Annotated in this window: 26 protein-coding genes; 8 read left to right on the top strand and 18 right to left on the bottom strand. The window is 53.9% G+C overall.

The window, feature by feature from the left end; translation table 11 throughout:
• Positions 1–742 precede the first annotated feature (742 nt).
• Genes ACR0K5_RS24050 through ACR0K5_RS24060 form a run of 3 tightly spaced genes read right to left on the bottom strand, consistent with a single transcriptional unit; the run spans position 743 to position 3,442 of the window.
• Positions 743–1,723, bottom strand: a complete 981-nt coding sequence (locus tag ACR0K5_RS24050; RefSeq protein WP_480632069.1) for a CobW family GTP-binding protein — start codon at positions 1,721–1,723, stop codon at positions 743–745.
• Between the two features lie 14 nt (positions 1,724–1,737).
• Positions 1,738–3,204 carry a guanitoxin biosynthesis MBL fold metallo-hydrolase GntH gene (gene gntH, locus ACR0K5_RS24055; protein ID WP_480632070.1) on the bottom strand — a complete coding sequence of 489 codons (1,467 nt, stop codon included), beginning with the start codon at positions 3,202–3,204 and terminating at the stop codon, positions 1,738–1,740.
• Between the two features lie 25 nt (positions 3,205–3,229).
• Positions 3,230–3,442: a hypothetical protein gene (locus ACR0K5_RS24060; RefSeq protein ID WP_480632071.1), complete on the bottom strand. Its 213-nt coding sequence runs from the start codon at positions 3,440–3,442 to the stop codon at positions 3,230–3,232.
• A gap of 99 nt (positions 3,443–3,541) precedes the next feature.
• On the opposite strand from ACR0K5_RS24060, the gene ACR0K5_RS24065 reads away from it, so the two are divergent.
• A complete protein-coding gene (locus ACR0K5_RS24065) occupies positions 3,542–4,882 on the top strand; it encodes a tetratricopeptide repeat protein (protein WP_480632072.1) in 1,341 nt (446 codons plus the stop codon).
• Between the two features lie 31 nt (positions 4,883–4,913).
• Here the strand turns inward: ACR0K5_RS24065 and ACR0K5_RS24070 are convergent, their stop codons facing one another.
• On the bottom strand, positions 4,914–6,095 hold the full coding sequence (locus ACR0K5_RS24070) for an MFS transporter (RefSeq protein ID WP_480632073.1): 1,182 nt from the start codon (positions 6,093–6,095) through the stop codon (positions 4,914–4,916).
• Positions 6,092–6,844, bottom strand: coding sequence for a DeoR/GlpR family DNA-binding transcription regulator (locus ACR0K5_RS24075; protein ID WP_480632074.1), 753 nt, complete (start codon positions 6,842–6,844; stop codon positions 6,092–6,094). Before ACR0K5_RS24075 ends, ACR0K5_RS24070 begins: the two co-directional genes overlap by 4 nt.
• Positions 6,845–6,929: 85 nt before the next feature.
• Here ACR0K5_RS24075 and ACR0K5_RS24080 point away from each other — a divergent pair, with 85 nt between their 5' ends.
• A complete protein-coding gene (locus ACR0K5_RS24080; protein ID WP_480632075.1) occupies positions 6,930–7,310 on the top strand; it encodes a VOC family protein in 381 nt (126 codons plus the stop codon).
• 463 nt (positions 7,311–7,773) lie between these two features.
• Here the strand turns inward: ACR0K5_RS24080 and ACR0K5_RS24085 are convergent, their stop codons facing one another.
• The gene (locus tag ACR0K5_RS24085; protein ID WP_480632076.1) at positions 7,774–8,544 is read right to left on the bottom strand and encodes a TIGR01458 family HAD-type hydrolase; all 771 of its coding nucleotides are present in this window, start codon (positions 8,542–8,544) and stop codon (positions 7,774–7,776) included.
• Between the two features lie 406 nt (positions 8,545–8,950).
• Here ACR0K5_RS24085 and ACR0K5_RS24090 point away from each other — a divergent pair, with 406 nt between their 5' ends.
• Positions 8,951–9,268 carry a hypothetical protein gene (locus ACR0K5_RS24090; protein ID WP_480632077.1) on the top strand — a complete coding sequence of 106 codons (318 nt, stop codon included), beginning with the start codon at positions 8,951–8,953 and terminating at the stop codon, positions 9,266–9,268.
• A gap of 49 nt (positions 9,269–9,317) precedes the next feature.
• Here the strand turns inward: ACR0K5_RS24090 and ACR0K5_RS24095 are convergent, their stop codons facing one another.
• The 3 genes from ACR0K5_RS24095 to ACR0K5_RS24105 all read right to left on the bottom strand — a co-directional run bounded on the left by ACR0K5_RS24095 (position 9,318) and on the right by ACR0K5_RS24105 (position 12,066).
• The gene (locus ACR0K5_RS24095) at positions 9,318–10,349 is read right to left on the bottom strand and encodes an NAD(P)H-dependent amine dehydrogenase family protein (RefSeq protein WP_480632078.1); all 1,032 of its coding nucleotides are present in this window, start codon (positions 10,347–10,349) and stop codon (positions 9,318–9,320) included.
• The gene (locus ACR0K5_RS24100) at positions 10,346–10,978 is read right to left on the bottom strand and encodes a DUF1348 family protein (RefSeq protein WP_480632079.1); all 633 of its coding nucleotides are present in this window, start codon (positions 10,976–10,978) and stop codon (positions 10,346–10,348) included. Before ACR0K5_RS24100 ends, ACR0K5_RS24095 begins: the two co-directional genes overlap by 4 nt.
• 107 nt (positions 10,979–11,085) lie before the next feature.
• The gene (locus ACR0K5_RS24105; RefSeq protein WP_480632080.1) at positions 11,086–12,066 is read right to left on the bottom strand and encodes a LysR substrate-binding domain-containing protein; all 981 of its coding nucleotides are present in this window, start codon (positions 12,064–12,066) and stop codon (positions 11,086–11,088) included.
• Positions 12,067–12,084: 18 nt separating this feature from the next.
• Here ACR0K5_RS24105 and ACR0K5_RS24110 point away from each other — a divergent pair, with 18 nt between their 5' ends.
• Complete coding sequence (locus ACR0K5_RS24110; protein ID WP_480632081.1) at positions 12,085–12,309, top strand: hypothetical protein; 225 nt, start codon at positions 12,085–12,087, stop codon at positions 12,307–12,309.
• A 1-nt stretch (position 12,310) separates the two neighbouring features.
• Here the strand turns inward: ACR0K5_RS24110 and ACR0K5_RS24115 are convergent, their stop codons facing one another.
• Positions 12,311–14,053 carry an adenylate/guanylate cyclase domain-containing protein gene (locus ACR0K5_RS24115; RefSeq protein ID WP_480632082.1) on the bottom strand — a complete coding sequence of 581 codons (1,743 nt, stop codon included), beginning with the start codon at positions 14,051–14,053 and terminating at the stop codon, positions 12,311–12,313.
• Positions 14,054–14,723: 670 nt separating this feature from the next.
• Here ACR0K5_RS24115 and ACR0K5_RS24120 point away from each other — a divergent pair.
• Positions 14,724–16,556 carry an adenylate/guanylate cyclase domain-containing protein gene (locus ACR0K5_RS24120; RefSeq protein ID WP_480632083.1) on the top strand — a complete coding sequence of 611 codons (1,833 nt, stop codon included), beginning with the start codon at positions 14,724–14,726 and terminating at the stop codon, positions 16,554–16,556.
• A 228-nt stretch (positions 16,557–16,784) separates the two neighbouring features.
• Here the strand turns inward: ACR0K5_RS24120 and ACR0K5_RS24125 are convergent, their stop codons facing one another.
• The 4 genes from ACR0K5_RS24125 to ACR0K5_RS24140 are packed head-to-tail and all read right to left on the bottom strand — an operon-like array spanning position 16,785 to position 19,469.
• Positions 16,785–17,264, bottom strand: a complete 480-nt coding sequence (locus tag ACR0K5_RS24125) for an SRPBCC family protein (protein WP_480632084.1) — start codon at positions 17,262–17,264, stop codon at positions 16,785–16,787.
• Between the two features lie 18 nt (positions 17,265–17,282).
• Positions 17,283–17,738 (bottom strand): hypothetical protein, encoded by a 456-nt coding sequence (locus tag ACR0K5_RS24130; RefSeq protein WP_480632085.1) that lies wholly within the window; start codon positions 17,736–17,738, stop codon positions 17,283–17,285.
• 5 nt (positions 17,739–17,743) lie between these two features.
• On the bottom strand, positions 17,744–18,577 hold the full coding sequence (locus tag ACR0K5_RS24135; RefSeq protein ID WP_480632086.1) for an oxidoreductase: 834 nt from the start codon (positions 18,575–18,577) through the stop codon (positions 17,744–17,746).
• Positions 18,578–18,587: 10 nt separating this feature from the next.
• Positions 18,588–19,469 (bottom strand): oxidoreductase, encoded by an 882-nt coding sequence (locus tag ACR0K5_RS24140; RefSeq protein WP_480632087.1) that lies wholly within the window; start codon positions 19,467–19,469, stop codon positions 18,588–18,590.
• An 80-nt stretch (positions 19,470–19,549) separates the two neighbouring features.
• Here ACR0K5_RS24140 and ACR0K5_RS24145 point away from each other — a divergent pair, with 80 nt between their 5' ends.
• Positions 19,550–20,113 carry a TetR/AcrR family transcriptional regulator gene (locus ACR0K5_RS24145; RefSeq protein WP_480632088.1) on the top strand — a complete coding sequence of 188 codons (564 nt, stop codon included), beginning with the start codon at positions 19,550–19,552 and terminating at the stop codon, positions 20,111–20,113.
• A 175-nt stretch (positions 20,114–20,288) separates the two neighbouring features.
• Here ACR0K5_RS24145 and ACR0K5_RS24150 read toward each other — a convergent pair whose 3' ends face one another.
• The 3 genes from ACR0K5_RS24150 to ACR0K5_RS24160 all read right to left on the bottom strand — a co-directional run bounded on the left by ACR0K5_RS24150 (position 20,289) and on the right by ACR0K5_RS24160 (position 23,286).
• Positions 20,289–22,073, bottom strand: a complete 1,785-nt coding sequence (locus tag ACR0K5_RS24150; RefSeq protein ID WP_480632089.1) for a cobalamin-dependent protein — start codon at positions 22,071–22,073, stop codon at positions 20,289–20,291.
• Positions 22,074–22,162: 89 nt separating this feature from the next.
• On the bottom strand, positions 22,163–22,897 hold the full coding sequence (locus ACR0K5_RS24155; RefSeq protein ID WP_480632090.1) for an SDR family NAD(P)-dependent oxidoreductase: 735 nt from the start codon (positions 22,895–22,897) through the stop codon (positions 22,163–22,165).
• A gap of 5 nt (positions 22,898–22,902) precedes the next feature.
• A complete protein-coding gene (locus ACR0K5_RS24160) occupies positions 22,903–23,286 on the bottom strand; it encodes a 2,4'-dihydroxyacetophenone dioxygenase family protein (RefSeq protein ID WP_480632091.1) in 384 nt (127 codons plus the stop codon).
• 4 nt (positions 23,287–23,290) lie between these two features.
• Here ACR0K5_RS24160 and ACR0K5_RS24165 point away from each other — a divergent pair, with 4 nt between their 5' ends.
• Together ACR0K5_RS24165 and ACR0K5_RS24170 are read left to right on the top strand one after the other, a co-directional pair.
• Positions 23,291–23,605 carry a DUF1963 domain-containing protein gene (locus tag ACR0K5_RS24165; protein WP_480632092.1) on the top strand — a complete coding sequence of 105 codons (315 nt, stop codon included), beginning with the start codon at positions 23,291–23,293 and terminating at the stop codon, positions 23,603–23,605.
• A 650-nt stretch (positions 23,606–24,255) separates the two neighbouring features.
• Entirely contained in the window at positions 24,256–24,498 is a 243-nt protein-coding gene (locus ACR0K5_RS24170) for a hypothetical protein (RefSeq protein ID WP_480632093.1), read from the top strand.
• Between the two features lie 464 nt (positions 24,499–24,962).
• Here the strand turns inward: ACR0K5_RS24170 and ACR0K5_RS24175 are convergent, their stop codons facing one another.
• A complete protein-coding gene (locus ACR0K5_RS24175) occupies positions 24,963–25,208 on the bottom strand; it encodes a hypothetical protein (protein WP_480632094.1) in 246 nt (81 codons plus the stop codon).
• Positions 25,209–25,282 lie beyond the last annotated feature (74 nt).

Here is a 25,282-nt window from a genome sequence, read left to right on the forward strand (position 1 = left end):
AGATCGAGATGTCAGGGCAACGCTCTATGCGGCCGCCAACGCCTTGTTGATGCGAACCATGGCCGGATCGCAGATCAAGTCATGGGGTATGTCCAAGGACCCTGCTGTTTGAGAGCCCCGCCGGTAACTCCAGCACCCCACTCTCCGAGACCTAAGTTGTTGTCTGTCGACGTCGGCAGCAGAAAAACGGGGCCAGCCCCCCAGATCCAACCGCCAGCGCTCGGCTTTTGGGCGAAAGAAAAAAACTTTGGACGGTATCACCTAGCCCAGTTTCGGATCCAGAACCCGCTAGGCCGCCATCTATGGAGGCAATTGGAAGAATTGTTCGGGATATGAGGTTCCAATCGTCCGTAAGATCAAAGGGAACAACCGGTTGTACGTTTAATATCCAACGCGAACCATTTCTGTCGGCACCCAAATTCTGATCATAGTTCAGCTGGAATGGCACACTAATAAGAGCGGCCACGGGGTTAGCAAGTTGCTTTGCTAGTTCTTCTTCCTGGGACTCTGCCCACGCAGAACCAGAAAGGGCACCAATCCCGGCAAGTATTGAGCAGCACCGCATCCTTAGGTTTATAGGCGGTCTCCTTTTGGCTGGCCCTTTTCTAACGGATGGCTTGCACTTGAGATCACCAGGTTGCCAATAGACGTCAACGGTCCATCACAGTACGCCCCCGCCGAACTAGATTAAATTATCCAGCACGGTTGACTTATAGCCCAAATACTTGATCGAACTTGGCTTTCAGACTGTCTCCATAAGCGTGTCCGAAAGCACATCCTCAGAGAGCGCCCCCGGTGCGCCTATAGCGACAAGCCTTGTTTCGGGTTTGCGTTCCCCCCAAGCACCATCCCGTGCGATGTCCATACGTTTTCCAACCACCTGAACAAGAATGCGATGATCTGGATCCTCCTCGCTAAAAACAAAACCCTTAAGACGATAAACGTTGCCGGGAAGCTTCCGAATAGAACTCCGGAGGGAAGATAGGCTTATTGGGCGTTCAGCTTTCATCATAGTTGTTGAGAAGCTGTCCGAGTGATCAGAGTGATGACAACCACAATCTGGTCCATGTTCATGGTGATCAGGTATTCCCGTTTCGAGTTGTTCGGCGGCAAAGCGACCAACAGAAAGAAGTATGTCGAGTGGGACGTCTGCGTTTACAGCTTCGACTAGGCGATATCGACGGAAGCGAGATCCGAGCCAATCGTGCACCCTTTGAACAGCCGCCCTGTCGACGAGGTCGACCTTGTTCAAAATAACCATGTCCGAAAACGCAATTTGACGGAGCTTTAGTTCCATTTGTTCTGGTGCAGCAAATAGTTGTTCCGCATCGACAAGACACATGAGGCTGTCCAAGCGGATCATGTCCCGAAACTTTTGATCAGTAAATGTCATCGCGATTGACGATGGATCCGACACTCCACTTGCTTCAAGGACGATGTATTCCGGTTTCTCAGGTCGGGCGAGAACGGCTTCCACGGTTTCGATCAGATCATCACGGATCGAGCAGCACACGCAGCCGTTTGCCAGACTCATTACGTCATCTTCCAAGCCAACTACGAGATCAGCATCTACATTAATGGATCCAAAGTCATTCACCAGGACTGCCACTCGTAATCCGTGATTACCAGTGAGGATGCGGTTCAGAAGTGTTGTCTTACCGGCTCCTAGAAAGCCGGTAAGGATCGTTACGGGGATCGCAGAAGTCGAACCAAATTCAATCATTGTTCGATCTCCTCTCAGTCTTCATCACGCGAGCCGATTACATCCGAAACTTTGATGGTAAAGTCCTGCGGCCAGTCCCCGCCGGGTGCTCGGAAAACGTCAGTTGGGTAGTATTCGCGTGGATCGATCTCCATATCACGGTACTTCTGGTCTTGCTGATCTGCTCGGGTGAGCCTCGGATTCGGCAATGTGATTTCATCCGGAAGCTCAATACGCCCGGCCTCGGCTGCCGCAGCCAGTTCACGAAATGGTGGGACGGTACCGGATTTTCCAGGCAGTGCGGCTTTCCTGTACCAAATCGCGTCCTTGGTCACGTTCACAACGGCTACATCGAGACCCCATTGGAAAAGACCGTCGTAGTGGGCGCGAATACCAGCCAGCATTTCAGCATCGATGTCTTCGTCCTGGGTATAGTGAGTCACCATTCCCAAACGCGGCCTTGTGTCAGCAAAGAGCTTACCCACGGCATAGTGGGAGGTGTGATGCGTATCGATGGTGTAGTTGAACAGATCCTGTGGGATACCGTATTTATAGGTCATCAGCTGACCTATGTCCTGTCCGGACATTTCGGTTACAAAGACATCAACGCCTTCGCCGTATTTCCTTGAAAGCTCATCCGGGCGACCATCGCCTGTCCATACAAAGCTCAGACCATTCCAATCGAGCCGATACCCAACTGCACCGTCTTTGGCGTGGCTGCGGGGCCAGGACCGAACAGTCACACCGTCTTGGTCATAAACGATGCCGCCTTCTTGGCTGAAATCAAACTCGTTGACTTCGATCTCGTAGCCGTCCCCAATCGGGAAAACATCGAAGGCCTCCAGATGCCATTTGAGCATCTGTTGCATGCCTTTAACCATTCCGGCTGTTCCAAGCTCGGGTGTCCGACCGGACGGGCCGTGAATACGAAGTGGAGTGTACCCTCCCGACCAGGCCCGGAACGGGTAGATGTAAGGGATGTCGGCGTAGTGATCGACATGCAGGTGAGAGATAAAGATGTCGTTGATCAGCTGCCCCGGCACCTGCATGGCGATGATGTTGCGGACACAACCGGATCCAAAGTCGAAGAAGAACCGTTTTCCATTTCCCAACTCTACCATGATACAAGTACCCGCCTGATCTTCGCGCGGCGGATAGGGTGTTGAACCACAGAATGAGATGCGCATCTCATCTGGCCCCAACTCCTCACTCAGTGGAAAATAGTTCGCGTTTGAACCAGTCATGTACTTCGTAGGACGGAAGTACTCCGGCAAAGATATGCCGCCTGCGGGTCGACCACCATATGGGTTTTTGAGTGTTTCTCCTAGAGGGCCGTCTCCTTCGTGGGCCTCGGCGCTTCCTGCCGCAAACCCAGCTGCCCCTGTCGCAGCCGCTCCAGTAGCCAAGCCCTTTAGAACACTCCGCCGCGACGGGTCTTCAATTTGGTCTGACGCCTGAGCCTGTTTGTCGTCCTGGTCTTTTCTATTGTCTTCCTTGGTCATGGATCGGTCCTCAGTTAAAAGTATCTCACAGTTTGCGCTTCAATATCCGGCGAAGCTCGTTGATGAGTTCAGATTTGATGTGGGCCCATTCGGCGCGCTCTGAGACCGTGATCGATGCATCTTTCGAAAACGCAGATGCTTTCTTCAGGTCTTCGATGACCTCGCCGAGAAGCGCGTCCGTTTCGATGTGCCTCGACAGCACATCGGAAAGTTCTGGAATTTCTTCAATCAGGTCCACCGTCACTGGAAAAATCCCGACACCCACTATCTATTCTCAAATCAAGATGAGTGCGGTTGACCGCAAAGGCCAAGTGAGTCACCGTGAGTTGGGGGTGAGTTGACATTGAACAAATCCAACGAATTGCCAATAAATCAACATGTTGGACAGCCTTCTCCAGAGCTCATCCGGGAAGCTCTGAGTCGAATTGTATCAAGCGACGGGTTTCAAGCTTCACCCCGACTCACGCAATTTCTCACCTACATAGTCGAGGAATCTCTATCTGGTCGAAGCAATCAGATTAGAGGTAAAGCTATCGCTGTTGAGGTCTATGGACGGCGCATAGATGGTACTGGTGGTCAAAACCTGGTTCGCGTTGAGGCTAGGCGACTGCGTCGTCTTTTGCATCAGTTCTACGAAGATCACTGGGACGGCAATGGAGTTCGCATCTTTGTTGACCCCGGCGGATACAAGCCGCGGTTTTCATACGTACCTACAAATGAAGATCGCACATCGAGTGCGTGGGACAGCGATGAGCCTGATGAGGGTCGGCGTTCGCTGAAACTGCTGCCAGCCGGACTGGGTGTTCTTGCATTAGTCGCTGTGCTTGGAATCTGGACGAGCCAGGATAACAGGGAGGTTGTGCCAACAACTCGATCCATCGAAGAAGCAGAACGTGTGGCGCTTGGTGAACAATCATTGACAAGACTCCAGGCTGCCAACCTTGCGGACCAAGCCCGAGGCATGTTTTTTCCCGTTTTTGATGTCAAACGTCAGCAAATAGCACTGGGAATGTTCCAGCACGCGATGGAACTCGACCCGGCTCTGTCTGATGGCTATGCTGGATCAGCGCAGGTCCTGGCGATCCTGGCGGTGTTGTCGCCGGATGAAGCACAGAGGGAGGATCTCTTCAACCAAGCCTCAGAAATGTCTGGAATAGGGCTCGAATTGTCCCCCGTCGATGCATGGGCAAACGGCGCAAATGGTTGGGTGCTGGCTGTCAAAAACCAGCCAAACGAGGCATTGAAGTACGCAAGAATGTCCGTCGAACTGGCGCCGAATGATGGCCATATTCTCGACCTTGCAGGTATCACCGCCATCTTGGCTAACGACCCGGAACTTGCTGCCGAGGTTAGCAACCCGGAGAGGCCCAAATCAGGCTCTGGTAGGTTTGGTGCGAGAAACATCTGGGGCGTTTCGCAACTTATGCTCGGGAACTACGAAAATGTTGTTGAAGCCTTTCAGGGAGCGCCAGCTGCCGGAGCGCCAGTCAGTGCTCCTTCGCTCCTATTCCAAGCCGTTGCGCACGACCAGTTGGGGCATTCGGAAGAAGCCCAAAATCTAATTTTGGAAATGCGAAAGACATGGCCCGAGTTTCCGTCCGAGTTTCTCGCCGATAGGATTTTCCAAAATGACCGCAATACACGGAATGTGATACTGGAAACACTGAGTAGATACTGACAACGTATCGCGGTTATTGCCTATGCTGGGTTCAGACTTTCGCCACCGGTCTTGCGAAAATCGGAACTGATAACATTAGCAGCGCAAGCATCCAGAATGCCGTCGCCAGTGTCGATGCCCCAGATATGAAACCAATCAACGCTGGCCCCATAAGGATGCCTGCGTATCCCGTTGTAGTAACCGAGGCGATAGCAATCCCAGGTGGCATCAAGTTTTGACGTCCAGCAACGCTGAATAGGATCGGCACCAAATTTGCGGCTCCGAGCCCAATCAAGACGAACCCAAGCAGGGCTACAACCGAATTGGTCGACAGAAGAATGCTCGCGATCCCAATGATCGCGAGTGATCCGCCAACCATCAGCACGAGATATTCGCCACATCGCTCAACAATTCGGTCACCAGTCAGGCGGGCTAATACCATTGCGATTGAGAACAGGATATAGCCCACGCCAGCGCTCTCGGGTTCGGCGTGTTCAAGATCAATGATCAGAAGAGCGCCCCAATCCAGCAGGGCACCTTCGACCAAAAACGTGATTGCGGCCAAAATGGCTAAAAGCAAAACAATCCCACGCGGAACAACAATGGGTTCCGGATCTTTGCCACTGACCTCCAAAAACCGGGAGCGGGCCAGCAGCATCGAAGCCAACGCCACGATAGCCCCCACGATGGCACAAGCGAGCACCGGGATGGAGAACGACAACAATAGTGTAACCAAACCAGCTCCGAAAAACCCACCAATGCTGAATTGGGCGTGAAAGTTCGACATAAGGGGGCGTTTTTCGATAGCTTCAATTTCCGCGCCATGAACGTTCATTGCGACATCGATGGTTCCAAGTGATGCTCCGAAAACGAATAAAGCTGCACCCAAAGCTATTGGCGTTTGCGATAGTGCCAGAAGGGGAAGCATGGCAATCAAGCCATAGCCACCAAGCAAAATAAGTGGACGCGCGCCACTGCGCGCTGCCAAGACACCGGTGACCGGCATGGCAACGATAGATCCAAATCCAAGACAAAGCAGGAGTAGCCCAAATTGCGTTTTGTCGACGTCAACGGATTCTTTGAAAAAGGGAAAAAGGGGCGCACAGCAGGCCAGGGAGAAACCCGCCGTAAAAAAAGCCAAACGTGTGGCTAAACGCGCCGAGTTTGTAGCCGAATGATTAGTCGGCTGGCCAATTCTCGGGGTCAGTTCACTTACACGAGAACTGTCGGTCATTTGGTCACCACACGCGTATGGGACGCGAGCAAATCTGTTGTCGCGTTGTGTGAATCTGTGACAACAGCATCTATCTCTGAGAGCGCTACTGTTCGATGACGGGCTCTGAGGCCGATTTTCGCGTGACTAGTCACTACAATAGTGCGGCTTGCGGCCCGGTGCATTGCCTTCTTCATCATGGCTTCTTCCGCATCGTCCGAGCTTAAACCGAACTCTGCCTCCAGTCCGCACGCTCCCAGAATCGCAACATCTGCCGCGACATCCCCAACCCGTTCAATTGCGGTGTCTCCTGTCGCAATGCCGCCTTGCGGCCTTAGGCTACCACCCAAAACATAGACCGGAACGTTCTTTTGCTGGCAGGCAATCGCAATCCAGGGCGACGGCGTGATCACAAGGCGACCCTCTTCATGGGGCAGGTGTTCGACTATGGCAAGTGTTGTCGTGCCTCCATCGATCAGGAGTGTCGCCGCACCGCCTATCTCTCGGATAGCGGCCGATACCAGCTTCGCGTCAGGGGCGAAATCTCCCGACAGTCTTTTGTGCAACGGCGGTGACGGAGTGGACAAAGGCACTGCACCACCGCGAACGCGTTGGGCCTTTCCCTCTGCTTCGAGGGCGAGGATATCCCGCCGAATCGTATCAACTGACACGTCAAATTCTTGAGCAGCCTCGACCGCAATGACTTGCTGACCTTCCTGCAAGCGCCGAGCCAGTTCGAGTTGTCGTGTGTCTGGGACATTCAGATTCATGCATAAACCTTCAGAATATTGCAAAAAACCGCATAGGCTGCTATGCGACTTCCGTCAATACTGAAAAGATGTGAGCGAGATTGGGATGAAATTGAACCACAATGCTCTTTGGACAACAGACTTGGAGCACTCCTCGAAATTTTGGGTAGAGTTTTTCGAAGCGGAACTCAGCGACAGGTATGAGAGTGTGAATCGCCTCGGCTTTGCCTCCCGCTTCGCCACGTTGCCAAACGAAGACGTTCGCATCGAACTGATGGAAGGGCCATGGGTGAAGCGTCGGTCACACGAGGAAGGTGGCTTGGCACACGTTGCCTTTTCAGTAGGTAGTGTATCGAAAGTTGATGAGGTCGCAGATCGCTTCAAACACGCTGGGCTGCTGGTGTCCAAACCGAGGCGAACGGGCGACGGATACTATGAAGCAGTGGTTCGATCTCCGGAAGGTCTGTTGGTGGAGATCGTCGAATAAACTCACATATGGTCAAAGGAGATTCAGATTTTTCTATCAAAAGCAAAGGCTCTATGCTTCTTAGCCTCGAAACGAGCGTCACAATCCATGCAAAAAGTTTCCGCTTTGAAAGCGTATGAAGGTTGAAAAATCGGCTATAGATTAGGACCGCGCCCTCTGCTGATTAAAGGTAGACTTTGCAGATTTGCAACGTCTGCTAACTGCTTTAAACGGTCATTTGTGCGCGGCGCAGCATTCGACACTTTGGGCTCAGATCAAGGAACGGGCTTCGGTCCTTCAAAGCAAGACGCCGAAGCGATAGAGATCTAACGTTAACGGGCCGCTCTCGCGGGCGGCCCATTCCTGCCGTCCAGTGGGCAACTTCGATGCTGCGGTGCGACCTCTCAAACCTGCCGTTCGTTGCGAGCGGAAAATCAGAGGCTGGCGGAACTCACGCAACGCGCAACGCGCAACTAAGAGGGCTTTAAATCCTACCCATAATAGCCCAATCAACTGCCTCGGATATGTCATCTGCCACAAAGGAAGGTACTGGGTCGTATCGCTTTTCCTCGCCAGGACGATACTTACCGGTGCGTACCAGAATGGCTTTTCCAACACCCGCTCTTAGCGCTCCAGCGACGTCGTTTTCAGCGTCATCGCCTATCATGATGACTTCCGCGAGAGGCAGTCCCATGCTGTCTGAAGCTGCTTGGAAAAACGTTGCTGATGGCTTTCCAAGGACAAGAGCTTCAACTTGAGCCGCGTATTCAAGGCCATGGACGAAGGCTCCAGCATCAAGGCTAAGCGCTCCGTCGGCATCGCGAAACACGCGGTTCGCTGCAAGCGCCAAGAACGGGGCACCTTGGTCAAGATTGCGAAACGCTGCATTTAGGCTTTCGAAGTCAAAGAACGGCCCCGCATCACCTACGACCACAGCGACAGGTTTTCCTGAAACGATTCTGTCGAAGTCTTCAGTCAGATCTGGGTGCACCAAAAGATGGGGAGAGTATCCGTTTTCTTTCAACCAGTCACACGCGGCATGAGAAGGCGTCATGACTTCGTTCGTTTCGACCGCGAAGCCGAAGTGACTAAGCCTCTCGACGATGAGACGCTTGGGTCTGCGGGTGGTGTTTGTAAGAAAGCGGATCGGGATCTCATTCGCTCTACATCGAAGCACTGCTTCCTTGGCGCCTGAAATCACTTGTGAACCGTTGTAAAGTACGCCCGATATATCAAGGAGAAGACCAATAGCCATGATAACTTAATGCTAGAGCAGGTCTTCTGATTTGATCAAGCAGAAGACCCAATCGGGCGCGAACTCGGTTGAAAATTGTCTCCGCATTGATGGTATCCACGGCCCAAAGCCGCCGTCTAGCTCTGGTACCCACCGCTGCAGCTGCAGCCCGCTTAGCAGACATTCGCCGTGCGGACTGACCTAGCGCACAAACTGGCGCAGGACTCTGCGGAGGATTTCAAGGCAAAGCGCAAGGCATATGCCATTCAGGGATATGAAATTGCGGGACGGAAGGGCTTTCAGAGGATTGCTGAGCTCACGTTAAAGGTTCTGGATGGGTGGGCGCAGACCGTCGGGTCGAGATCACGCCAAGCTGAGCGAAACAAAATTTGCATCGTTCGGCGATGCTCAGGCAATCGAAACTCACTTGAATGGTATCGATACGGTCTTCCATTGCCTGGCCACCTATTCCTCGCGCGTCAGCCGTGCGGAGTACGAGGAAATCACCGTAGAATGGCTAGGTGCATTGCTCTCCGCCTGCGAACAGATGTCCCCAAATGCCACGTTCTGTTTGTTTTCTGCTCAAGGTGCCCGGCCTGATGACGGCGGCATGTCGTTTGCGTTGAAGGTCAAAGGTGAGGCGGAGAACACACTGTTCGCCTTCGCCCTCGAACGAAAGTTCGCTTTCGCAGAAGTCGCAGTGCAGCAATCTTGGTTAGAGTGGATGTCCGGATGGGGCCGGTGAAGACGGAGAGGTGCCGTCGGATAAGACTGCATGTCCCGCTACCAGCCCTTCAGATCATTAGATGCGGTTGATGAGACGGCGCAGCTAACATGTCCAAACACACTAGGCCCGGAGGGGCTTTGATGACGTCGACAATCCGGTTCACCATCGTTGAACTGGTAACAAAGCGTGTCGGCACGTTGTCATTCCGCACGTGCAAGTCGGGCTCGCCGTAGACCCGCCAGGTGTTGCTATCGGTTTCACCTTCCTGGTGAATGCGGCCTTCCATTCTGAACTCAAACTGAGGCCCTTCCTCGGTCGTGACTTTCGTCGTGTCTATGGTTCCGATTAGAGAGCCGACCGCGACTTCAGTCCCAAGCGCGCGGCAAGCGACCGGGGCAACGGCCACGATTGGCAATACGGTCGAGTTAAAATCTGCGACCGACAGCGCCAATCGCGCCGCCATTGCTTCCAGCGTTTGCGTCGCTACGAATTCGGGCCATCCATTGCCAGCCACGTGCTGCTCGAATTGATCGCGCGGCATGCCGATGCATATATGTCGCGCGACCTCGGGTCCGTAGTCGTCGACATTCCAAGCAGAGTGTCCTTCGACCCGGTCCATTCTGTGCGACGCACCAAAAAGAGTGGTAATCAAGTTCAGCCAGAAGACATCCTGTGCGCCGGATGCTGCGAGCGTAACACGGTTTGCCCTGGCCAACGCGTCAAGCTTCTGTGCCAGTTCCTGCGCACTTGTCCAAGGGAAGACGGTTTCCTCCTCGATGGTGACAACATTCACTCGGTTCTCCAGGCACACCGCGAAATGCCGTTGCATGGTCTCTAGGTAACTCCCGACGCAGACGATGGCGATGTCAGCGCCGCGGGCCAGAACTGCTTTTGCATCTGCCTCAACCTTGACGCCGAGTGATGTTCCAATCCCTGCTACATCCCCCAGATCTCGACCAACCTTGCTTTCGCTGCGTCCGATCGCGCCGACGATTTCTACGCCACGTTCAACAAGAAGCCGGGTGACGACCGAGCCCATCTCTCCCACTCCGTAGACGATCGCCCGCACGGGCCGCGCCTCCTTGGCAGCGACTATCATTCGCCAGCAACTTGGCGTTCATAATCGGCGCAGTCATACCATCCCAACGACTTGATCACTTTTAGATCGTTATCCAAATCCCATTCCTCCCAACCTGAGAACTTTACATGGCTGCCGGTGTCTTTGTGGTGGCCCTCAAAGGTCCATGCGTAGACCATATGGTGATCGGCAACTAAAACACTGTCGAGCTTGAGGGTAAGATCGGGAAAGTCGGCCATAAAACCCGCAGCCATTTCGGCGATTTCGGCTTGGCTTTTCATCGGGTCGCCGCGGTTCATACGCATGGTCGTGTTATTTGCGTAGCGGCTTGCCACGGCCCCTGGATTTCGTTCGGTCCAGGCGTCGCAATGCGTTTTCGCCATTCTTTGAGCAGTCTCAAAATCAGGTATCAAAATATCCCCCAGGAAGCAGCAATTGCGTTTCAGCGACGTTAGCGCATGGAAGCCAATTTCATCAAGGCGACGGGAAATGCTACTGTGGTCACACAAATACGAGAAGTTTGCAGGACCAAAGCACGTTTTCATCCATGCTTGCCAGCGGTATTCGGGTTTAATCACCGTCAGGTAGTCAGCGAATGTCGTGCCAAAGTACTCATCCTCAATCTTGGTGACCGCGACATCACCGGTCAAGTCAACATTCCCGCCGTCACAGTGGCAGCGATTTCATTCAACGTAACTTCGAGCGCAGAAATCGGACAATCTGTTGTGTTCGATTTCATACTGCCAGTAGCGAGCAGCTACACAGTAGCGGCCCCTTTTCCGGATCGCGCCTCCTGCTGCAGCCACTTTCGTACAGCACGGACGGCGCGCCGTCTTCCTGCGCGCTGGTTGGTGGCGAGGTAATATCCGCCAAAAGGAATTTCTACATCGTTGAGGCACACCAATGCACCCGTCTCAACTTCTGTTTGACAAAGGTGCTTGTCCATCAGAACAGCCCCCAAGCCCGCCACGGCTGATTGGATTGACAGTAGTGCTCCTAGTGGATGAGGCAGATCAAGAGTAGGGAGCTCTTTCAAACCAGATTTCGAGAACCATTCTGACCAAAGACGGAAGGTTGCCTCTTCAATCAATGGGCTAGATGCCAGAACCTTAAGGTCGAGCTCAGAACTTTTTTTTGGCGCAAAGTGTGGCGCGGCATAAGCTCTGACCAGAGATGGGAACAACAGGTCGTACCCTTCGTCTGGGTGGGTGCGCAGATATCTCAAGCCCAGATCGAAATCGTGCGCCTCTATGTCCATGACCTCAGTTGTGATTGAAAGGCGTAAGTCTATCTCTGGATGCGCGGCTTTTAGTCGTGGTAACCGTGGCACTAGCCATTTTTGCGCGACGGCGCTCTCTGTCGTCATGGTAACAACACCTTTGGGCGCAGAAGTCAGAGCGTCAGTTGCGATGGCAATTTGGTCAAGAGCGGGTGTGATCTGTCCCAGGTAGATTTGTCCCTGTTCGGTGAGGGCAACGCCAGATTTTTGCGTCCGAAACAGATGCACGTTAAGCCGCTTTTCCAACCCGCGAATGTGACGGGAAATTGCGGAGTGCGATACGTTCAATTCCTCAGCTGCACGGGTAAAGCTACCCAACCTCCCAGCAGCCTCAAAGGCACGCAGCGGATTTAGGGGAGGTAAGTTTCTTGGCATGATCAATTGTGAATTTTTGGAACAATGAATGTCAAGAAACGGCGTTTGTGGGATGCCAAATTTTTTATGACTGTAGGTGCACATCTAAGACAGGAGGGATCTATGAAATATGCCGATTTTCGTGATTTAGAATCACATCGTGAAGTCCCAGTCCCAGGTGTCAATTGTTCGTACGCCTTGCGTAAAAAAGTCAAAGGGTCGCTTCGTTCGCTTCTTGCGATGCGAATTGATCCTACGAGAATGAGCAAAGTTGAACGGCAAGATTCCGGAATCTCCGAAGCCGAGATTGATTGGCATAACGCCTTACACGGACCTTTGATTAAGTAAGTCAGACAGGCAAACCAGCTTTATGCAGACCGGTCGCCAAAACTTCGAAATCGTCTCGACGCCGCCACATGGATTCATAACCACGCGCAAGAGTGGGGAGATTATCTTTGGTCACTTCGATGCCTCGACTCCCAAATTCGTCATGGCGTTCCGCAATAAATTCCTGCAACGCAGCCGCCGCCTCAGATTGCCGGCCAAGATGCGCGTAAGAAGCTGCGACGAATGCCGCAGCTAACGAGTTGAGCCGTGCTTCTCCCATCAAAAAGCCGATTGCTTGCTCGTAGTTTCCGCAAAAGAATTCTATCTGCCCCATGATCCAATCGATGGACGGGGGATGCAACGGATCTAACCGCATCGCTTCCGATACGACTTTTCTCGCCTTCTCGTGCCTCCCCAGCAACAAAAAAGCATAACCGCACCACGCCATGGACTCCGCTTCGTTTTCGATCTGCGACAACGTCTTTTCGAACTGTGCATCTGCTTCGTCCCAGAGACCTGCGCAGAGATAAGCAAAACCCAATTGGTCTTGAATGTAGACGTCCCGGTTGTCCAGCGCGGCACCCTTTCGGGCGATATGCAGGATGTGATCGGAAGCGTCAGAGTCTGCCAATCCCAGCCAAAGATCGATAACATAGGTGTCTGAGAGGTACATGTAAGACCGAGCGATGGACGGATCGAGCGCAATGGCCCGTTCGAGCAAAGCTCGTGCCTTGGCCGTATCCCTGGCATTTAGGCCATCTCGAAGAGCTTTGCTTCGTAGCATCAACTCATAGGCCTTCATCTCATCTGCTGGTTTTTGCGATGATCGGTCGACAACGTTGTGTTGAACACGTCCCGGAAGGACCGCAACGATGTTGCGGGCCACCTCGTCCTGAACGGACAGGATGTCTTCCAACTCGCGATCATATCGTTCTGACCATAGCTGCGAGCCCGTACTAGCTTCCGCGAGCTGTACAGAAATCCTTACCCGACTACCGGCCTTTCGAACGCTGCCTGTTACGAGATAATCGGCTCCCAATTCTGCTGCGATCCCTGCCGGATCGGCTTCCTGCGTTCTGAAACGGAAAGATGCGTTTCTGGAGACAACCTGAAGAGTACGAAATCGAGACAACCCGGTGATAATGTCTTCCGCGATGCCATCGCTGAAGAATACTTGCTCCGGTTCGTCACTCAAACTGTGCAAAGGTAAGACTGCGATGGTAGCTTTGCCGAGTTTAGCTGCTGGCTTCGCGTCAGGCTGTGCTTGCTCCGCTCCTCCAATGCGCCAGGCCCTAACAGGCTCAGCGATGTTCTTGATGGTATGTGTGCCTGCATCCTCCCACACGACCGAAATGCGGTTGCCAACCACGCGATAGACAGCGTCCGAGACGAGCACACCTCCTGGCGGGGCGAGTTGCTCCAAACGCGAGGCAAGGTTAACTCCAGAGCCGAAGACATCACCCTCTTGCATGAGGATGTCACCAAGATTGATGCCAATGCGGAAAAGCAACGAGTCTGGCTCATCCAAGGGTGCTTGTTGCCATTCAACGGCGCAAGAAACCGCGTCTGCAGCACTATTGAAGCTAGCCAAAAGGCCATCGCCCATAAGTTTGACAATCCGTCCGTGGTGACGATTGATCAGAGGTGCAACTGTACCATCTATGTGAGCGGACAACGCTGCAAGCGTGCCAGCGTCGTCTCGCTCCATGCGACGAGTATAGCCGACCATATCGGCGACCAGAATTGCTGCAAGCTGTCGCTCCAAATTTGCCTCCCTTGCTCTGCATAACGATTGGTGTGGTATTAGGCCATCCGCAACTGAATGGTCACATCTATTGAGCGGAGGCTTTGTGCTCGTTGTGACAGTTCTTCTGGCGCCCGCTTTCGAAGTCGCAGCGTATGTCCGCAAGGCGGTCTGCGACCGCAGCATTCTGGCCAGTTGATGGATGTCTCCTTTGGGCCGGTCCGCTACGATGTTAGTTCTACGAAACTGGCACATGCCGCGCCGCATCTGAAGTCGGCTGCAAGCCCCTATCTACGGCTTCCACGCATATGAAGAATGGATAGCCGCCCGACTTCGTTAAGTTCTGGGGAGAACTGAGCGCGGCGCGCTGGATCAGTACTGGCACAGCCTTCCAGTAGCGGGTCAATGAAAGTGGTCCGTAAAAATCTAACTATCTGATGAATGTTTCGCCCGAAATTGGTGCTATCCCGTAGGTTCCGTACCCTTTTTCCTTCTGCCGACTCAAATGCGGCCCTTCAGGTAAGAAAATGGTGAGTCGACCCGAACCATTGAATAGTCGCAGATGCTCGGACAAGTTGCTGTACGCCATTTATCAGAAACAATCTGACCTGAGAGCAATACGGATTGATGCAATTGATGCGCTACAAAACCGGATGATATTGCTGTACGATTGCCGTATCGGGAGGGTCCGATGGAACGACGTTTGACCACCATCCTCGTCGCGGATGCCGTGGCATATTCCCGTTTAATGGGCGAGGACGAAGAAGCGGCTCTAGGTGAGCTAACGGCTTGCCGCGAGTCAATCGACGCTCAAATCGAAAGCCATGATGGCCGGGTCTTTGGCAGCGCGGGCGACAGCGTCATAGCTGAGTTTGCCAGCCCGGTAGAGGCCGTCCGCGCTGCGTTAGGCGCCCAAGAAGCGATTGGAACGCACTGCGCCGAAAAACCCAAGAAGGACACGCTGAGATTCCGCATTGGCGTGCATCTGGGCGACGTCATAGACCAGGACGGCAATTTGCTGGGCGACGGCGTAAATATCGCGGCACGGCTTGAAGCGCTTGCTCCGCCAGGTGGAATCGTCATCTCCAAGCCGGTGGCAGAACAGGTTCTGGGAAAAATTGAGGCAGAGTTTGGTTATTCCGGCATTCATGCATTGAAGAACATCGTCAGGGAAGTTGAAGTTTGGGCATGGCCAGCAAACAAGGTTGTAAAGCCAGTTCCGCAGCGACCTATGAGAAAAATGATTGCCATCGCGACAGTAACCGTCGCGGTGTTGGGGTGGGCCGCATATCAGTACTTTCCGTCTAAGGATGTTTATGCTTTGCCCACCGGGCCGCGTATCTTGATCCTGCCCTTTGAGAATGTGAGTGGCGATGCGCAAGATGACTATTTCAGCACCGGGCTTACCCGTGACATTAACGCTCTGCTGGCCAAGTTCTCTAACTTGTTTGTTCTCGCGCCGGAGACCGGTGCGACGCTCCGCGACAACGCTGACTGTGAAACGATTCGGGGAGAGACGGAAGCGGATTACATTTTGGGCGGAACGGTACAGCGTTCGAATGAACAATTGAGGGTGACCACAACGTTTACCGACGCAAAAACATGTCTGCAGCTACAGGCACCTGGCCCCTTCGAGAGGGACTTGAGCCTCACGAGTGTTTTGGACGTACAGTTGGAAATCGCACAGAAAATTGCTTCGCTTGTAGGATCGAGCGATGCGCCACTGTTCAAGTCCGAGATATTGCAGTCAATCCGCGACAAGGCACCAGAAAGCCTTGACGCCTACGAATGTTATATGACGGCACATTGGTTCTATCAGACCTTTGCCTTGCCGGAACACAGGCGGGCCCGTGATTGCTTGCTTCGAACGGTCGATGAGGATCCGGGTTACTCCCTGGCCTGGTCTCGGTTGGCCTACAACTACCTTGATTCAAAGAAGAACTCATACGATCTGGATCCGGACTGGGCACAAAAGAGTTTTGACGCGGCGCAAAGCGCCATTGAGGCAGATGCAGATAATTCAGATGCCTACTATGCGTTGGCCGTTCGAAGCCGCCTGCTGGGGGAGAGTATGGATGTGTACCGAGACTATGCAGAACGGGCGATTGAGTTGAACCCCAACGACTCATGGATACTCGCTGATTTGGGGACTTTCTTCTCCTACTCAGGGGATTTCGAGACTGGCTTACAGTGGGTTGCGCGGGCGCGAGCGTTAAACCCAAAGCTGCACCCAGGTTACAGATATGCGGAACATCTGCACGCGATATCCATAGGCAACTATGAAGACGCAATAAATATCTCTCTGTCGATGGGCGGCCGGTTGCCCATGAACCACGCCAGCCTTGCCGCCAGCTATGCCCTGAGCGGCCAGCAGGCGAAAGCCGAAGAAACGGTGAGATATCTTCAAGACACATTCCCGGAGTATCAGACGGACCCACGTGCACCGTTTCGTGCGAGAGGGTTGCCGCATGAATTGATCGATCAAATTATGGAAGGGTTGGAGATGGCCGGGTATGAAGTTTGACCCAGACCCTTGATCCGGGCCGATTGGATGTAGAAACCGTTCCAGTTTTGCTCTGCGACGCAGCGGCGATTCCGGCCATTCGCGCAACGTGCAGCATTTTTTGAGGTGGGAGTTCAAGCGACACAAACTCGCGCACTATCCTCATTCAGTAAGGCAGAGAGAACCGATGACCCCACCATCCCGGTCGCACCGGTCAGCAGAACCCGCCCAAGTGGTCGCGTTGTCTTGTCAGATGGATTGGGCACGATGTTCTGCCTCAGCCTTCAAGCCGCGATTGAAGGCTTTGCAGCCGTCTACATACATCTTCGCCAACCGACCGCCCATCAGGAAAGTGATGCCGCCCATGATCTCGTCGGATTGCACGAAGCGAGTCTTGCCAACTTCGAGTGGTTCGACCCGAAAATGATGGTTGTCCCGAATACCGCCCGGCCCTTTCTCGGCCCAGTAGAACTGCTCTCCATCCACGACTGTGATCGTGTGATCCAGAGTGGTCAGCTTTTTCTTTGAGGGATCGAGTTGGAAGTCGACTGTGATTTTCGATCCATCCCTGATCTCTCCCTTGATGCCGACGAGGAAGGCCGCCCAATTGCCGTAGTTGGCCGTGTCGGTCAGTACCGACCATACCACCTCTGGCGGCGCATCGATCACGATGTCGGTGTGAATCCTGTGATGCGAGAAGCTCACCTTTTCCGAAGATCCGTTTTCCATGACTTTCTTCCTTACGTCTCAGGCACTGATTGGCGACGGGCCATCCCTGCCCTGAACTGTGATCCTCCCGAACCGATCCCGCATGCGCTTGGATCGGAAGAGATAGATCGAGATGATGATGTAGTTGATGCACTCCTGAACAAAGTTCCGGTAGCGATCCGGGCTTTCCAGCATATCGAATGTCTGTACCGTACACATGGTGGCAAGCGCGGTGAACATGACCAGCATGGCAATCGGCGTGAAGCTCCAGCGCAGGGCGTATCCCAAGAGAAACATAGCGCCGGAGGCGGTGATCAATATCCAATGAAGAGTCTGCATGCCCACTGGGAAGGATTCGTTTTGCAGCGGCATGAGCGGGGCCAGTCCGGTGAAATACTCCAGTAAGCCAAGCAGTCCCCAGCCGAGCATGACAACCGATGCCAGCACGACCAGATACTCGAAGCCTTGCGAGATACGGTCCATGATTGTCGTCATCGCCGTCACCCCAACATCCGCATCATGAACCGATCGAACATGCGGTCGCTCAGGATGCGACGGAAGAAAATGGCCTGCCTGACGCCGACACCGGCGGAGTAGCGGGTTTTGGGCTTCGGTGCCTGGATTGCACCAACGATGACGTTGGCAATCACGCTGGGGGGAGAGGCCGTGCCTTTCTCCACGCCCATGTTGCGGAACCAATCCGCCATCTTGTTCGCAATGGCGCTATATGGGCCGTTGCCAGAGGTCTCTAGTAGCGGATCGATGAACCCGCTCGTGATCTCCGTATCGATGGCACTTGGCCGAACGACGGCAACGTCGATCCCGAATTGCGAGGTCTCCGTTCGGAGGCAATCGCTGAACCCTTCGAGGGCAAATTTACTTGAGACGTACCAGGCTGCCAAAGGTGCGTGCACCTTCCCCTCGCCGGACGACACATTGATGATTTTGCCCCACCCCTGCTGGCGCATATGCGGCAGAACCAATTGAGTCAGGCGGCCAAGCCCGAAGAAATTGACGTCGAACTGATAGCGAGCTTTGTCGATGTCCGTTTCCTCGACCGACCCATAGACAGACAGGCCGGCATTGTTGACGAGGATGTCGACACCGCCATGGTCGCGCTCGATCTGTTCGACTACAGCGACAACGTCCTCCTCCTTGGTCACGTCCATCTTGATCGGGATGCATCCAAGCGCTTTCAGGTCGTCCATGATCTCGACCCGGCGCGCAACTGGATAGACCACATGCCCTTCCTTGACGAGCGCTTCTGCGGTAGCCTTGCCGACACCGCTGGACGCGCCGGTCACAATGGCAACTCTCTTTTTATTGTTGTTCATGGCTTCGCCCTCAAACAGCAAATGATTGACCGGTCATCTCTTCCGAGAGCAACCAGAGACGCTTGGCCACATCATGATCGTCGCAGATCGGATTGCGGATCGCGACGCCGGTCGCCCCGCTCATCTCCTCAGGACCCGTAGGCCCATAGTAATCCCCGCCCTCGACCTCGTCAGACAAGGCGGCGAACAGAGACGGTTTGGCAGCGTCTTCGTTGGAATGCAGCAGTTGTTCGACTTGCGCCTTCATCGCCTCACGCGAGGCGTCATCTAGGTCCTGGAACAGGCCGGAATCGGAACCACCTGGATGCACAGTCAGCGACTTCAAATTCTTGCCGGACGCCCGAAGACGGCGGTCCAACTCGTCGCCGAACAGGAGACAGGCGAGCTTGGACTGTCCGTAGGCCAAACCCGGGTCCTGCCCACAGGTCAGATCATCGAAGTGAATGCTAGCGCCTTTGTGCGCTATGCTCGAGAGCGAGACGAGCCGCGACGCCGGATCATTTGGCACCATATCAATCAGAAGCGCGGTGAGCAGGAAATGCCCCAGATGATTGGTGGCGAATTGCAGATCGACGCCTTCGGCGTTTGTTTGCGGTGAGTAGAGCAAAATGCCTGCGTTGTTTATCAGGACATCGAGCTTTGCGTAGCGGGCGCGAAACGCCTCGGCAAAGGCACCAACCGAAGCGAGATCGCTCAGGTCCAGCAAAATGATGTCGAGTGATGCTGACGGAACCCGCGCAAGAACCTTGGCCTTGGCCGCGTCGGCCTTTTCCTGGCTGCGGCAAGCCTTGACGACGTGAAAACCGGCTTCAGCCAAGCCAACCGTTGTTTCAAATCCGATGCCATTGTTGGCTCCAGTGACGATAGCGATCCTTCGAGATTGTGCAGACATATCAAATCCTGACGAGTTGACAGTTCGCGTATGATTGTCATCATATTGACACTCAGCGTTCGTTTGTCAATATGTAAATCATGGAAGATCGCTACGGATACATCATCGAGGCCGCGAAAGGCCTGTTTCTTCGCTACGGGGTGAAGCGAACCGGCATGAACGATATTGCCGAGGCCGCGGGCATTTCTCGCCAGACGCTCTACAAGGCATTTGCCAATAAGGATGAAGTGTTACAGGCTACGATACGGTCCCTGGCGGACAAGGTTGTCCTGGATATCGAGGCCGGACTGGACAAGGTCTCCGGTCTTGGTGCGCAACTGGATCTCATTTTCAAACACACCGTCATTGAGCACTATGACTTCCTGCAATCCTCGCCCAATGCCGAGGACATCATTGCGGGCGTGACAGCCTCCAGTCAGGAAGAGCTTGAGGCAGGCGCACAGAGAAACACCGAGATCATTGCAGGTGTTCTGGAACCCTTCTCCGAAAGTATCGAGAAGTGCGATCTGACCGTCAGCCAGTTTGCCGATTTCGTTCAACGGTCAGCGACAGCCGCAAAATACGCTGCCAAGAGCAGAAGGCACCTGCTTGAGCTTCTGGCGGCGCTTCGAGCGTCCGCGTTGATGGTGACGGGTGCCGGCTAGAGGGCCACGACGGCCCATAACCGACCTTGAGTACGTCCTTTGATTTCTGCAGTCGCAGCCCGCTTTTTGGACATTCGCCGCGGGTGCAACTTTTTGAGACTATTGGCCGCCCACTCTGCTCAACGAACCGGTCGTTCACATTGCCTGCGCCAATGGTTGTTTCCAATGCAGTTCCTCAATCACCAGGTGTAGCAAGAATTGCGCTTAACGCATTGCAGGCTGCTTCAAGATCGACGCAAACCGACACGCCTGTTTCTTTGAGCTCGGCAGATACATCTACTGGCAAGCTTGTATTGCTGCCTTCGGGGATTTCGTTCAGACGACCACCTATCAAAACTGGCAGTTCAAGCTCGGCCTCTCTCAGTTTGCGCATCAGAACTTTCGAATAGCGCAACGCCATACCGTTATAGGTGCTCAGCGCGATCACATCGACGGACATCTGTTTGGCAAGAGCGACAATATGATCCGGATCGCTCGAAACACCACCGTCTTCAACGGCGAATCCTATTTTATGAAAAACGAGGTCCAACAGCATTTTACCATGTTCATGAACATCCGTGGTTGCAGTCAGAATTCGGACAGGTGTCTTCCCCTGCGCTGTGAGCGTGCGGCCGGCGTCAGATGCCACAAATGCCTCGGCTTTTTCCTCCAGTTCGCGATGCGTTGTTGCTCCGACGATGGGGGTTCGTCGCCCCGGTGCATCCTCTCGCGCTGCACCTCCACCGAATGACTGTTCCAACGCCCGCCCGCCCAAACGACGCAGCGCCAGAAGCAGCTCAATCGGGTCGCTCGTATCGATACCTCCTTGCGACAGACCTGCCAGAACCCGATCGGCAAAGGCCTGGCCTTGCTGCAACAGAGTCTCGCTTATGCTATCGATCTCATCAGTGTTAATCAGAGGCAAATAGCCGTCCGCCAGTTCGACAAGCCTACCCAAATGGCACTGGGCATCACAGATTTCTGCCACATCGGGGATGCGCTCATTTTCACTGACCGGCACCGGGTTCAGGGCATGTCCGGTTGGCCGAAGTCGCTGTGCCACAATGTCTGACAGAAGATAGGCCGACAATCCTGCAAAATTCTCGGCGTGGGTCCCTTTGTAAAGCACCGTTGCGCCATAAATCTGCGAGCCGGGCACCCCGTCGCTGATCTTTGCCAATGCCCGTTGAAATGCAATCCGCGTCTGGGGGTCGGTGAAGTGATGGCCGTAGCAAACTGCATAGGGCGCACCGATCAGCTCGGTTACGATGTATTTTTCAAGTAGGGCCTGACCCAGCGCCGAGGTCAGATCCTCAAATACCGCAGCATATCCATCATCCAGATTGGAATGCACCAAAACCGGAATCGGTTGTGCGGCTATAAGGCCAAGTGCCTGAACAGTGGCCTGCGTCGTTTCAACGTCATCATTATACCCCGGCAAGCGGAAGGTAAAATACTGTCCCAGGTTTCCTATCGTTGTTGCACCGGCGGCCAGTGCAGCACATGTGTTCTCCAACGCTGCGGGAAACCCCAGCATAAAGTCACCAAAATGCATTGCAGCGGGGCTCGCCTCTGTCAGGCGCGCAAAAGCCTCGACGTCATTCATGAGAATCCCGGTTCCGCGGGCCTGATCTGTGCGGCGGTCCCTTGGAAAGCCCATGGACCAGTCCAGACACATGCCAAACCGATCAATCCGCACTCCCCGTTTTGAACAGCTGTCATAAACGCGTTGGATGGCATCAACCGTGTGCGCAAGATCACGGAACCCGAGATGAGCATGCTGCATCACATGACCGGATTGCATACGGTATTGCTTGTACTCAATCTCGTTCCTGCAACCGGTCTCGCGATGAAATGCACTGTCTCCAACAGCCCAATAGGGCACCATGCTTTTGCCAATGCCCAGCAGATCTGCACCTTTTGGCAAATCCTGTTCCGGGAGGAGCTCGGCGCGTTCGATTCTGTTAATGGGCTTGCTCATAGGGTAAGGATGATGAAATCAGGACAATTGACAAGTTGGTGCTGCCAGCGCATTCTTGGCCACCTCGACCGGGTTGCGAATGTGGGTCGTCAGTAAGTTGCTCTGCCGCCAGAGAGATCAAAAACGGCGCACGTGTTAAACGTGCAATCTTCGGAACTGAGCCACATCACCATCCGCGCGGCCTCTTCAACCCAACCCAGCCGTTTCATCGGTGACTTGTCGATCATGATCTGTACGAATTCAGGTGTCGTTTGGTCCAGAATTGCGGTCTTGATCGCAGCAGGGGCGATACAGTTCACGCGGATATCGGTCTGCGCCAACTCTTTAGCGAGCGAATTGGTAAAGCCGATCACACCCGCCTTGGACGCAGAATAGGCCGACGCATTTGGCGCACCTTCTTTCCCTGCCAGCGAGGCCATGTTGACGATCCGGCCAAACCCGCGTTCCTGCATGACTGGCACGATCGCATGAGCCAGATAAAAAGTGCCGGTCAGGTTCACCTCGACGACGCGAGCCCATGTGGCGGGGTCATTCTCGACCACCGGCAGGGTTGGCCCGGCAAAGCCTGCATTGTGAGACAAAAAATCGATACCGCCAAAGGCCGCTCGGGTTTCTGCAACTGCTTCGGCAATCTGCTCGGGTTTGCTTATGTCCACTGTGCACGCGATGGACCCGATCGGCGCACCTGCAGGCTCGGCCATGTCCCAGATGGCGACGTTTGCACCCGCCGCGGCATAGTGGCGGGCGATCTCTGCGCCGATCCCAGCCGCACCACCGGTGATGACAGCGGTGCGACCTGCGAAGTCATAAGTTACGTTGCTCATAGACCTTACCGGATAAAATTTTTCACATAATCGGCTCCCAAACCAACTTTTTCGAAATGCGCCCGGCACATGTCGATCTTGGTGAACACGTCTTCGTAGCCGAGGTGATTTCCGTCGGGATCGCAGTAATACATCACTCCATTCACCTGAAAATAGGTGATCATTTCCTCGACATCTTCCGGCACAACCAAGGTGTGCGTTTCGCCCGGAGGCTCATACACATAAGAGCCTTCGGTGGCTTCCCAGTCGTGCTCCAGATAATGCCAGCGGCCTTTAAGCACAAAGCCGTGCACCGGGTTCGGATGGCGATGGCGTGACAAAACACCTGCCTTTGTCACCTTGAGCAGGTTCATCCAATATCCCTGACAACGGACAGATCTCCTCGCCAAATCAATGTTTGATGTTCTTCGCCACTTAAAAAACGCAATGGTTGACGACCCTGAACTTTTGATGGACGCGCCTGAGACGTTCCGACGAGATTTTCGGCCCGAGTTAGTAAGTCACTCCTATCTTGACCACTTCGTGGGCGGACCCAAGGATCATTCTGCAAACCCGACTCCGGGTGAAGGTGTCAAACTCCTGCAACTCGACCGCGATAAATCGTTGGGGTTCTCATTTGGCGATGGTTATTTTGAGTTTTGGATATCAGAGGAAGCATTGGCCGTTGGTGACTACGAACAAGTTGAAATGTACTTATCAGCCACTTGAAGGCAGTCGCAAAACTTGGACGGGTCAGCCGAATATGCCGGTGCGTCGCAAGTTTTTCTGGTCAGGGTGCATTGTTCAGCCCCACCTGAGTAGTCCAATTTGATTGTTAGTGCATGACTGCCCATTGGTCTATTGGGAGGGTGGATTCCAGGGCTGGCGGGCGGTAGCCCATACGAAGATACAAATTGGCCGCTTTGTCCTGCGACCTGCGAGTTGCCGCCTCAATCTTCGCTGCGCCCGGAACGAATGGCCTATCTCAACGCCGCGACGCCGCGCTAAATCTGATGCGTGCGCGGTAAATTCCGTGCTGCGAACACACGCAGCACGAATTTGACAGGTCTGGTGTGGGCTCATCGCGGACAGTCTCTGCAGTGGGTTCAGACAGGTGGTTTGAACCCTGACCTGCCATTGTTGAGCCGTTTGAACCCTGCGCCCGCATACCTCCGGTAAGCGCAACAGTGCTGCCGTTCGCCCTGCCAAATTGAACAACGGCTACCTGCGCAATGCGGTCATCTGATGCAATACTGTCATGTCGGTTTTGAGAGCAAAGGCCAACATCGAGCGACCCTCTAATATTTCGGTGAATGAGCGCTGGTCATGCTACTGTGATCCCATTGTTCCTCGCTTAATGCTTGCAACGAACGGAATGGATGATGATCGGTGAAGCTGACGGTTTACTTAATGCAGTTCGCCGGCTCGTTGGCGATCACACTGCCCAGATACTGTCGCTCGATCGCAAGGGATATGAAGACGGCTTTGCCGATGCCATGACCGGCGGAGAGGGCGTCAATCGGCTGTATCGCAAAACTCTGACTCAGATTCACAGGGCGCCTGTTTTAGCATATTTTTTCGGAAATATTTCGCGGACAAGTCTTGCGCTCAGGACCCATTGATTTTTGTTGAACGGTGTGATGCACGGTTCTAAATATGCCAATCACCTTCCATTGTACGACAGAGCCAAAGTGGCATCGATATCGGCACTTGTTGGAGTACTTGAGCCTGCTTGGTTCCGCGCACTTGAACTTTCGGCTGGTTGATCAGGCGGTGTGGATGTCGTCTAGCCGCACGTTTCGGACATGAGCGCTCCCCAATGGATGCACTCGTTCAGCCACCATGCTTCAGTAACCTGACCGACACTATTGGAAACACGCCAGTGTCCGTCGTCATGGTGCAGGAAGTCATCGACTGGCTGAAGACAATCGAAAACCGCAGCGAGCGGCCGCTTCCCGCCCATATTGCAAAAAGTCACATTGCTTTACGGCCTTCGTAGACTAGAAGTCGGCGTTCGTTTCACAGTGTAGCTACGCAATGCATAACTTAATAATTCAACCAGTAAACTGTGGAGCGCCCACCCGCCTCAGATCGCCTCAATACACCCCGAATCTTCCATTGAAAGCAAATCCCTGGTCGCGGTTGCCGTTGAGGCACCGCTGATCTTCCGGAATGCCTTAGCGCTGATACCCAAATCAACGCGCACCGGGCCGTGTTCAAATAGCTTGCGCAGGACATATTCCTGCCGTGCATTGAGCTGCGATCCAAATCGCAGAAAGAACCGATTTCGCTTCAGGACAAATTGAGCTTCTTCCCTAGGGTCAGGATTCATAACCAGTAGATGACAGTTGCCGCAAGAGCTATGGCTGAGAGGAAGACCTGAGGACATCGGTCATAGCGAGTTGC

The organism is Ruegeria sp. AB9, assembly GCF_056542585.1.

What these genes read in the sequence shown, in the direction of transcription:
- ACR0K5_RS24050 (WP_480632069.1), bottom strand. Translation starts at nt 1,723, where the DNA reads ATGATTGAATTTGGTTCGACTTCTGCGATCCCCGTAACGATCCTTACC.
- gntH (WP_480632070.1), bottom strand. Translation starts at nt 3,204, where the DNA reads ATGACCAAGGAAGACAATAGAAAAGACCAGGACGACAAACAGGCTCAG.
- ACR0K5_RS24070 (WP_480632073.1), bottom strand. Translation starts at nt 6,095, where the DNA reads ATGACCGACAGTTCTCGTGTAAGTGAACTGACCCCGAGAATTGGCCAG.
- ACR0K5_RS24075 (WP_480632074.1), bottom strand. Translation starts at nt 6,844, where the DNA reads ATGAATCTGAATGTCCCAGACACACGACAACTCGAACTGGCTCGGCGC.
- ACR0K5_RS24080 (WP_480632075.1), top strand. Translation starts at nt 6,930, where the DNA reads ATGAAATTGAACCACAATGCTCTTTGGACAACAGACTTGGAGCACTCC.
- ACR0K5_RS24085 (WP_480632076.1), bottom strand. Translation starts at nt 8,544, where the DNA reads ATGGCTATTGGTCTTCTCCTTGATATATCGGGCGTACTTTACAACGGT.
- ACR0K5_RS24095 (WP_480632078.1), bottom strand. Translation starts at nt 10,349, where the DNA reads ATGATAGTCGCTGCCAAGGAGGCGCGGCCCGTGCGGGCGATCGTCTAC.
- ACR0K5_RS24105 (WP_480632080.1), bottom strand. Translation starts at nt 12,066, where the DNA reads ATGTGCACCTACAGTCATAAAAAATTTGGCATCCCACAAACGCCGTTT.
- ACR0K5_RS24110 (WP_480632081.1), top strand. Translation starts at nt 12,085, where the DNA reads ATGAAATATGCCGATTTTCGTGATTTAGAATCACATCGTGAAGTCCCA.
- ACR0K5_RS24120 (WP_480632083.1), top strand. Translation starts at nt 14,724, where the DNA reads ATGGAACGACGTTTGACCACCATCCTCGTCGCGGATGCCGTGGCATAT.
- ACR0K5_RS24125 (WP_480632084.1), bottom strand. Translation starts at nt 17,264, where the DNA reads ATGGAAAACGGATCTTCGGAAAAGGTGAGCTTCTCGCATCACAGGATT.
- ACR0K5_RS24130 (WP_480632085.1), bottom strand. Translation starts at nt 17,738, where the DNA reads ATGACGACAATCATGGACCGTATCTCGCAAGGCTTCGAGTATCTGGTC.
- ACR0K5_RS24135 (WP_480632086.1), bottom strand. Translation starts at nt 18,577, where the DNA reads ATGAACAACAATAAAAAGAGAGTTGCCATTGTGACCGGCGCGTCCAGC.
- ACR0K5_RS24140 (WP_480632087.1), bottom strand. Translation starts at nt 19,469, where the DNA reads ATGTCTGCACAATCTCGAAGGATCGCTATCGTCACTGGAGCCAACAAT.
- ACR0K5_RS24145 (WP_480632088.1), top strand. Translation starts at nt 19,550, where the DNA reads ATGGAAGATCGCTACGGATACATCATCGAGGCCGCGAAAGGCCTGTTT.
- ACR0K5_RS24150 (WP_480632089.1), bottom strand. Translation starts at nt 22,073, where the DNA reads ATGAGCAAGCCCATTAACAGAATCGAACGCGCCGAGCTCCTCCCGGAA.
- ACR0K5_RS24155 (WP_480632090.1), bottom strand. Translation starts at nt 22,897, where the DNA reads ATGAGCAACGTAACTTATGACTTCGCAGGTCGCACCGCTGTCATCACC.
- ACR0K5_RS24165 (WP_480632092.1), top strand. Translation starts at nt 23,291, where the DNA reads ATGTTTGATGTTCTTCGCCACTTAAAAAACGCAATGGTTGACGACCCT.
- ACR0K5_RS24170 (WP_480632093.1), top strand. Translation starts at nt 24,256, where the DNA reads ATGATGATCGGTGAAGCTGACGGTTTACTTAATGCAGTTCGCCGGCTC.
- ACR0K5_RS24175 (WP_480632094.1), bottom strand. Translation starts at nt 25,208, where the DNA reads ATGAATCCTGACCCTAGGGAAGAAGCTCAATTTGTCCTGAAGCGAAAT.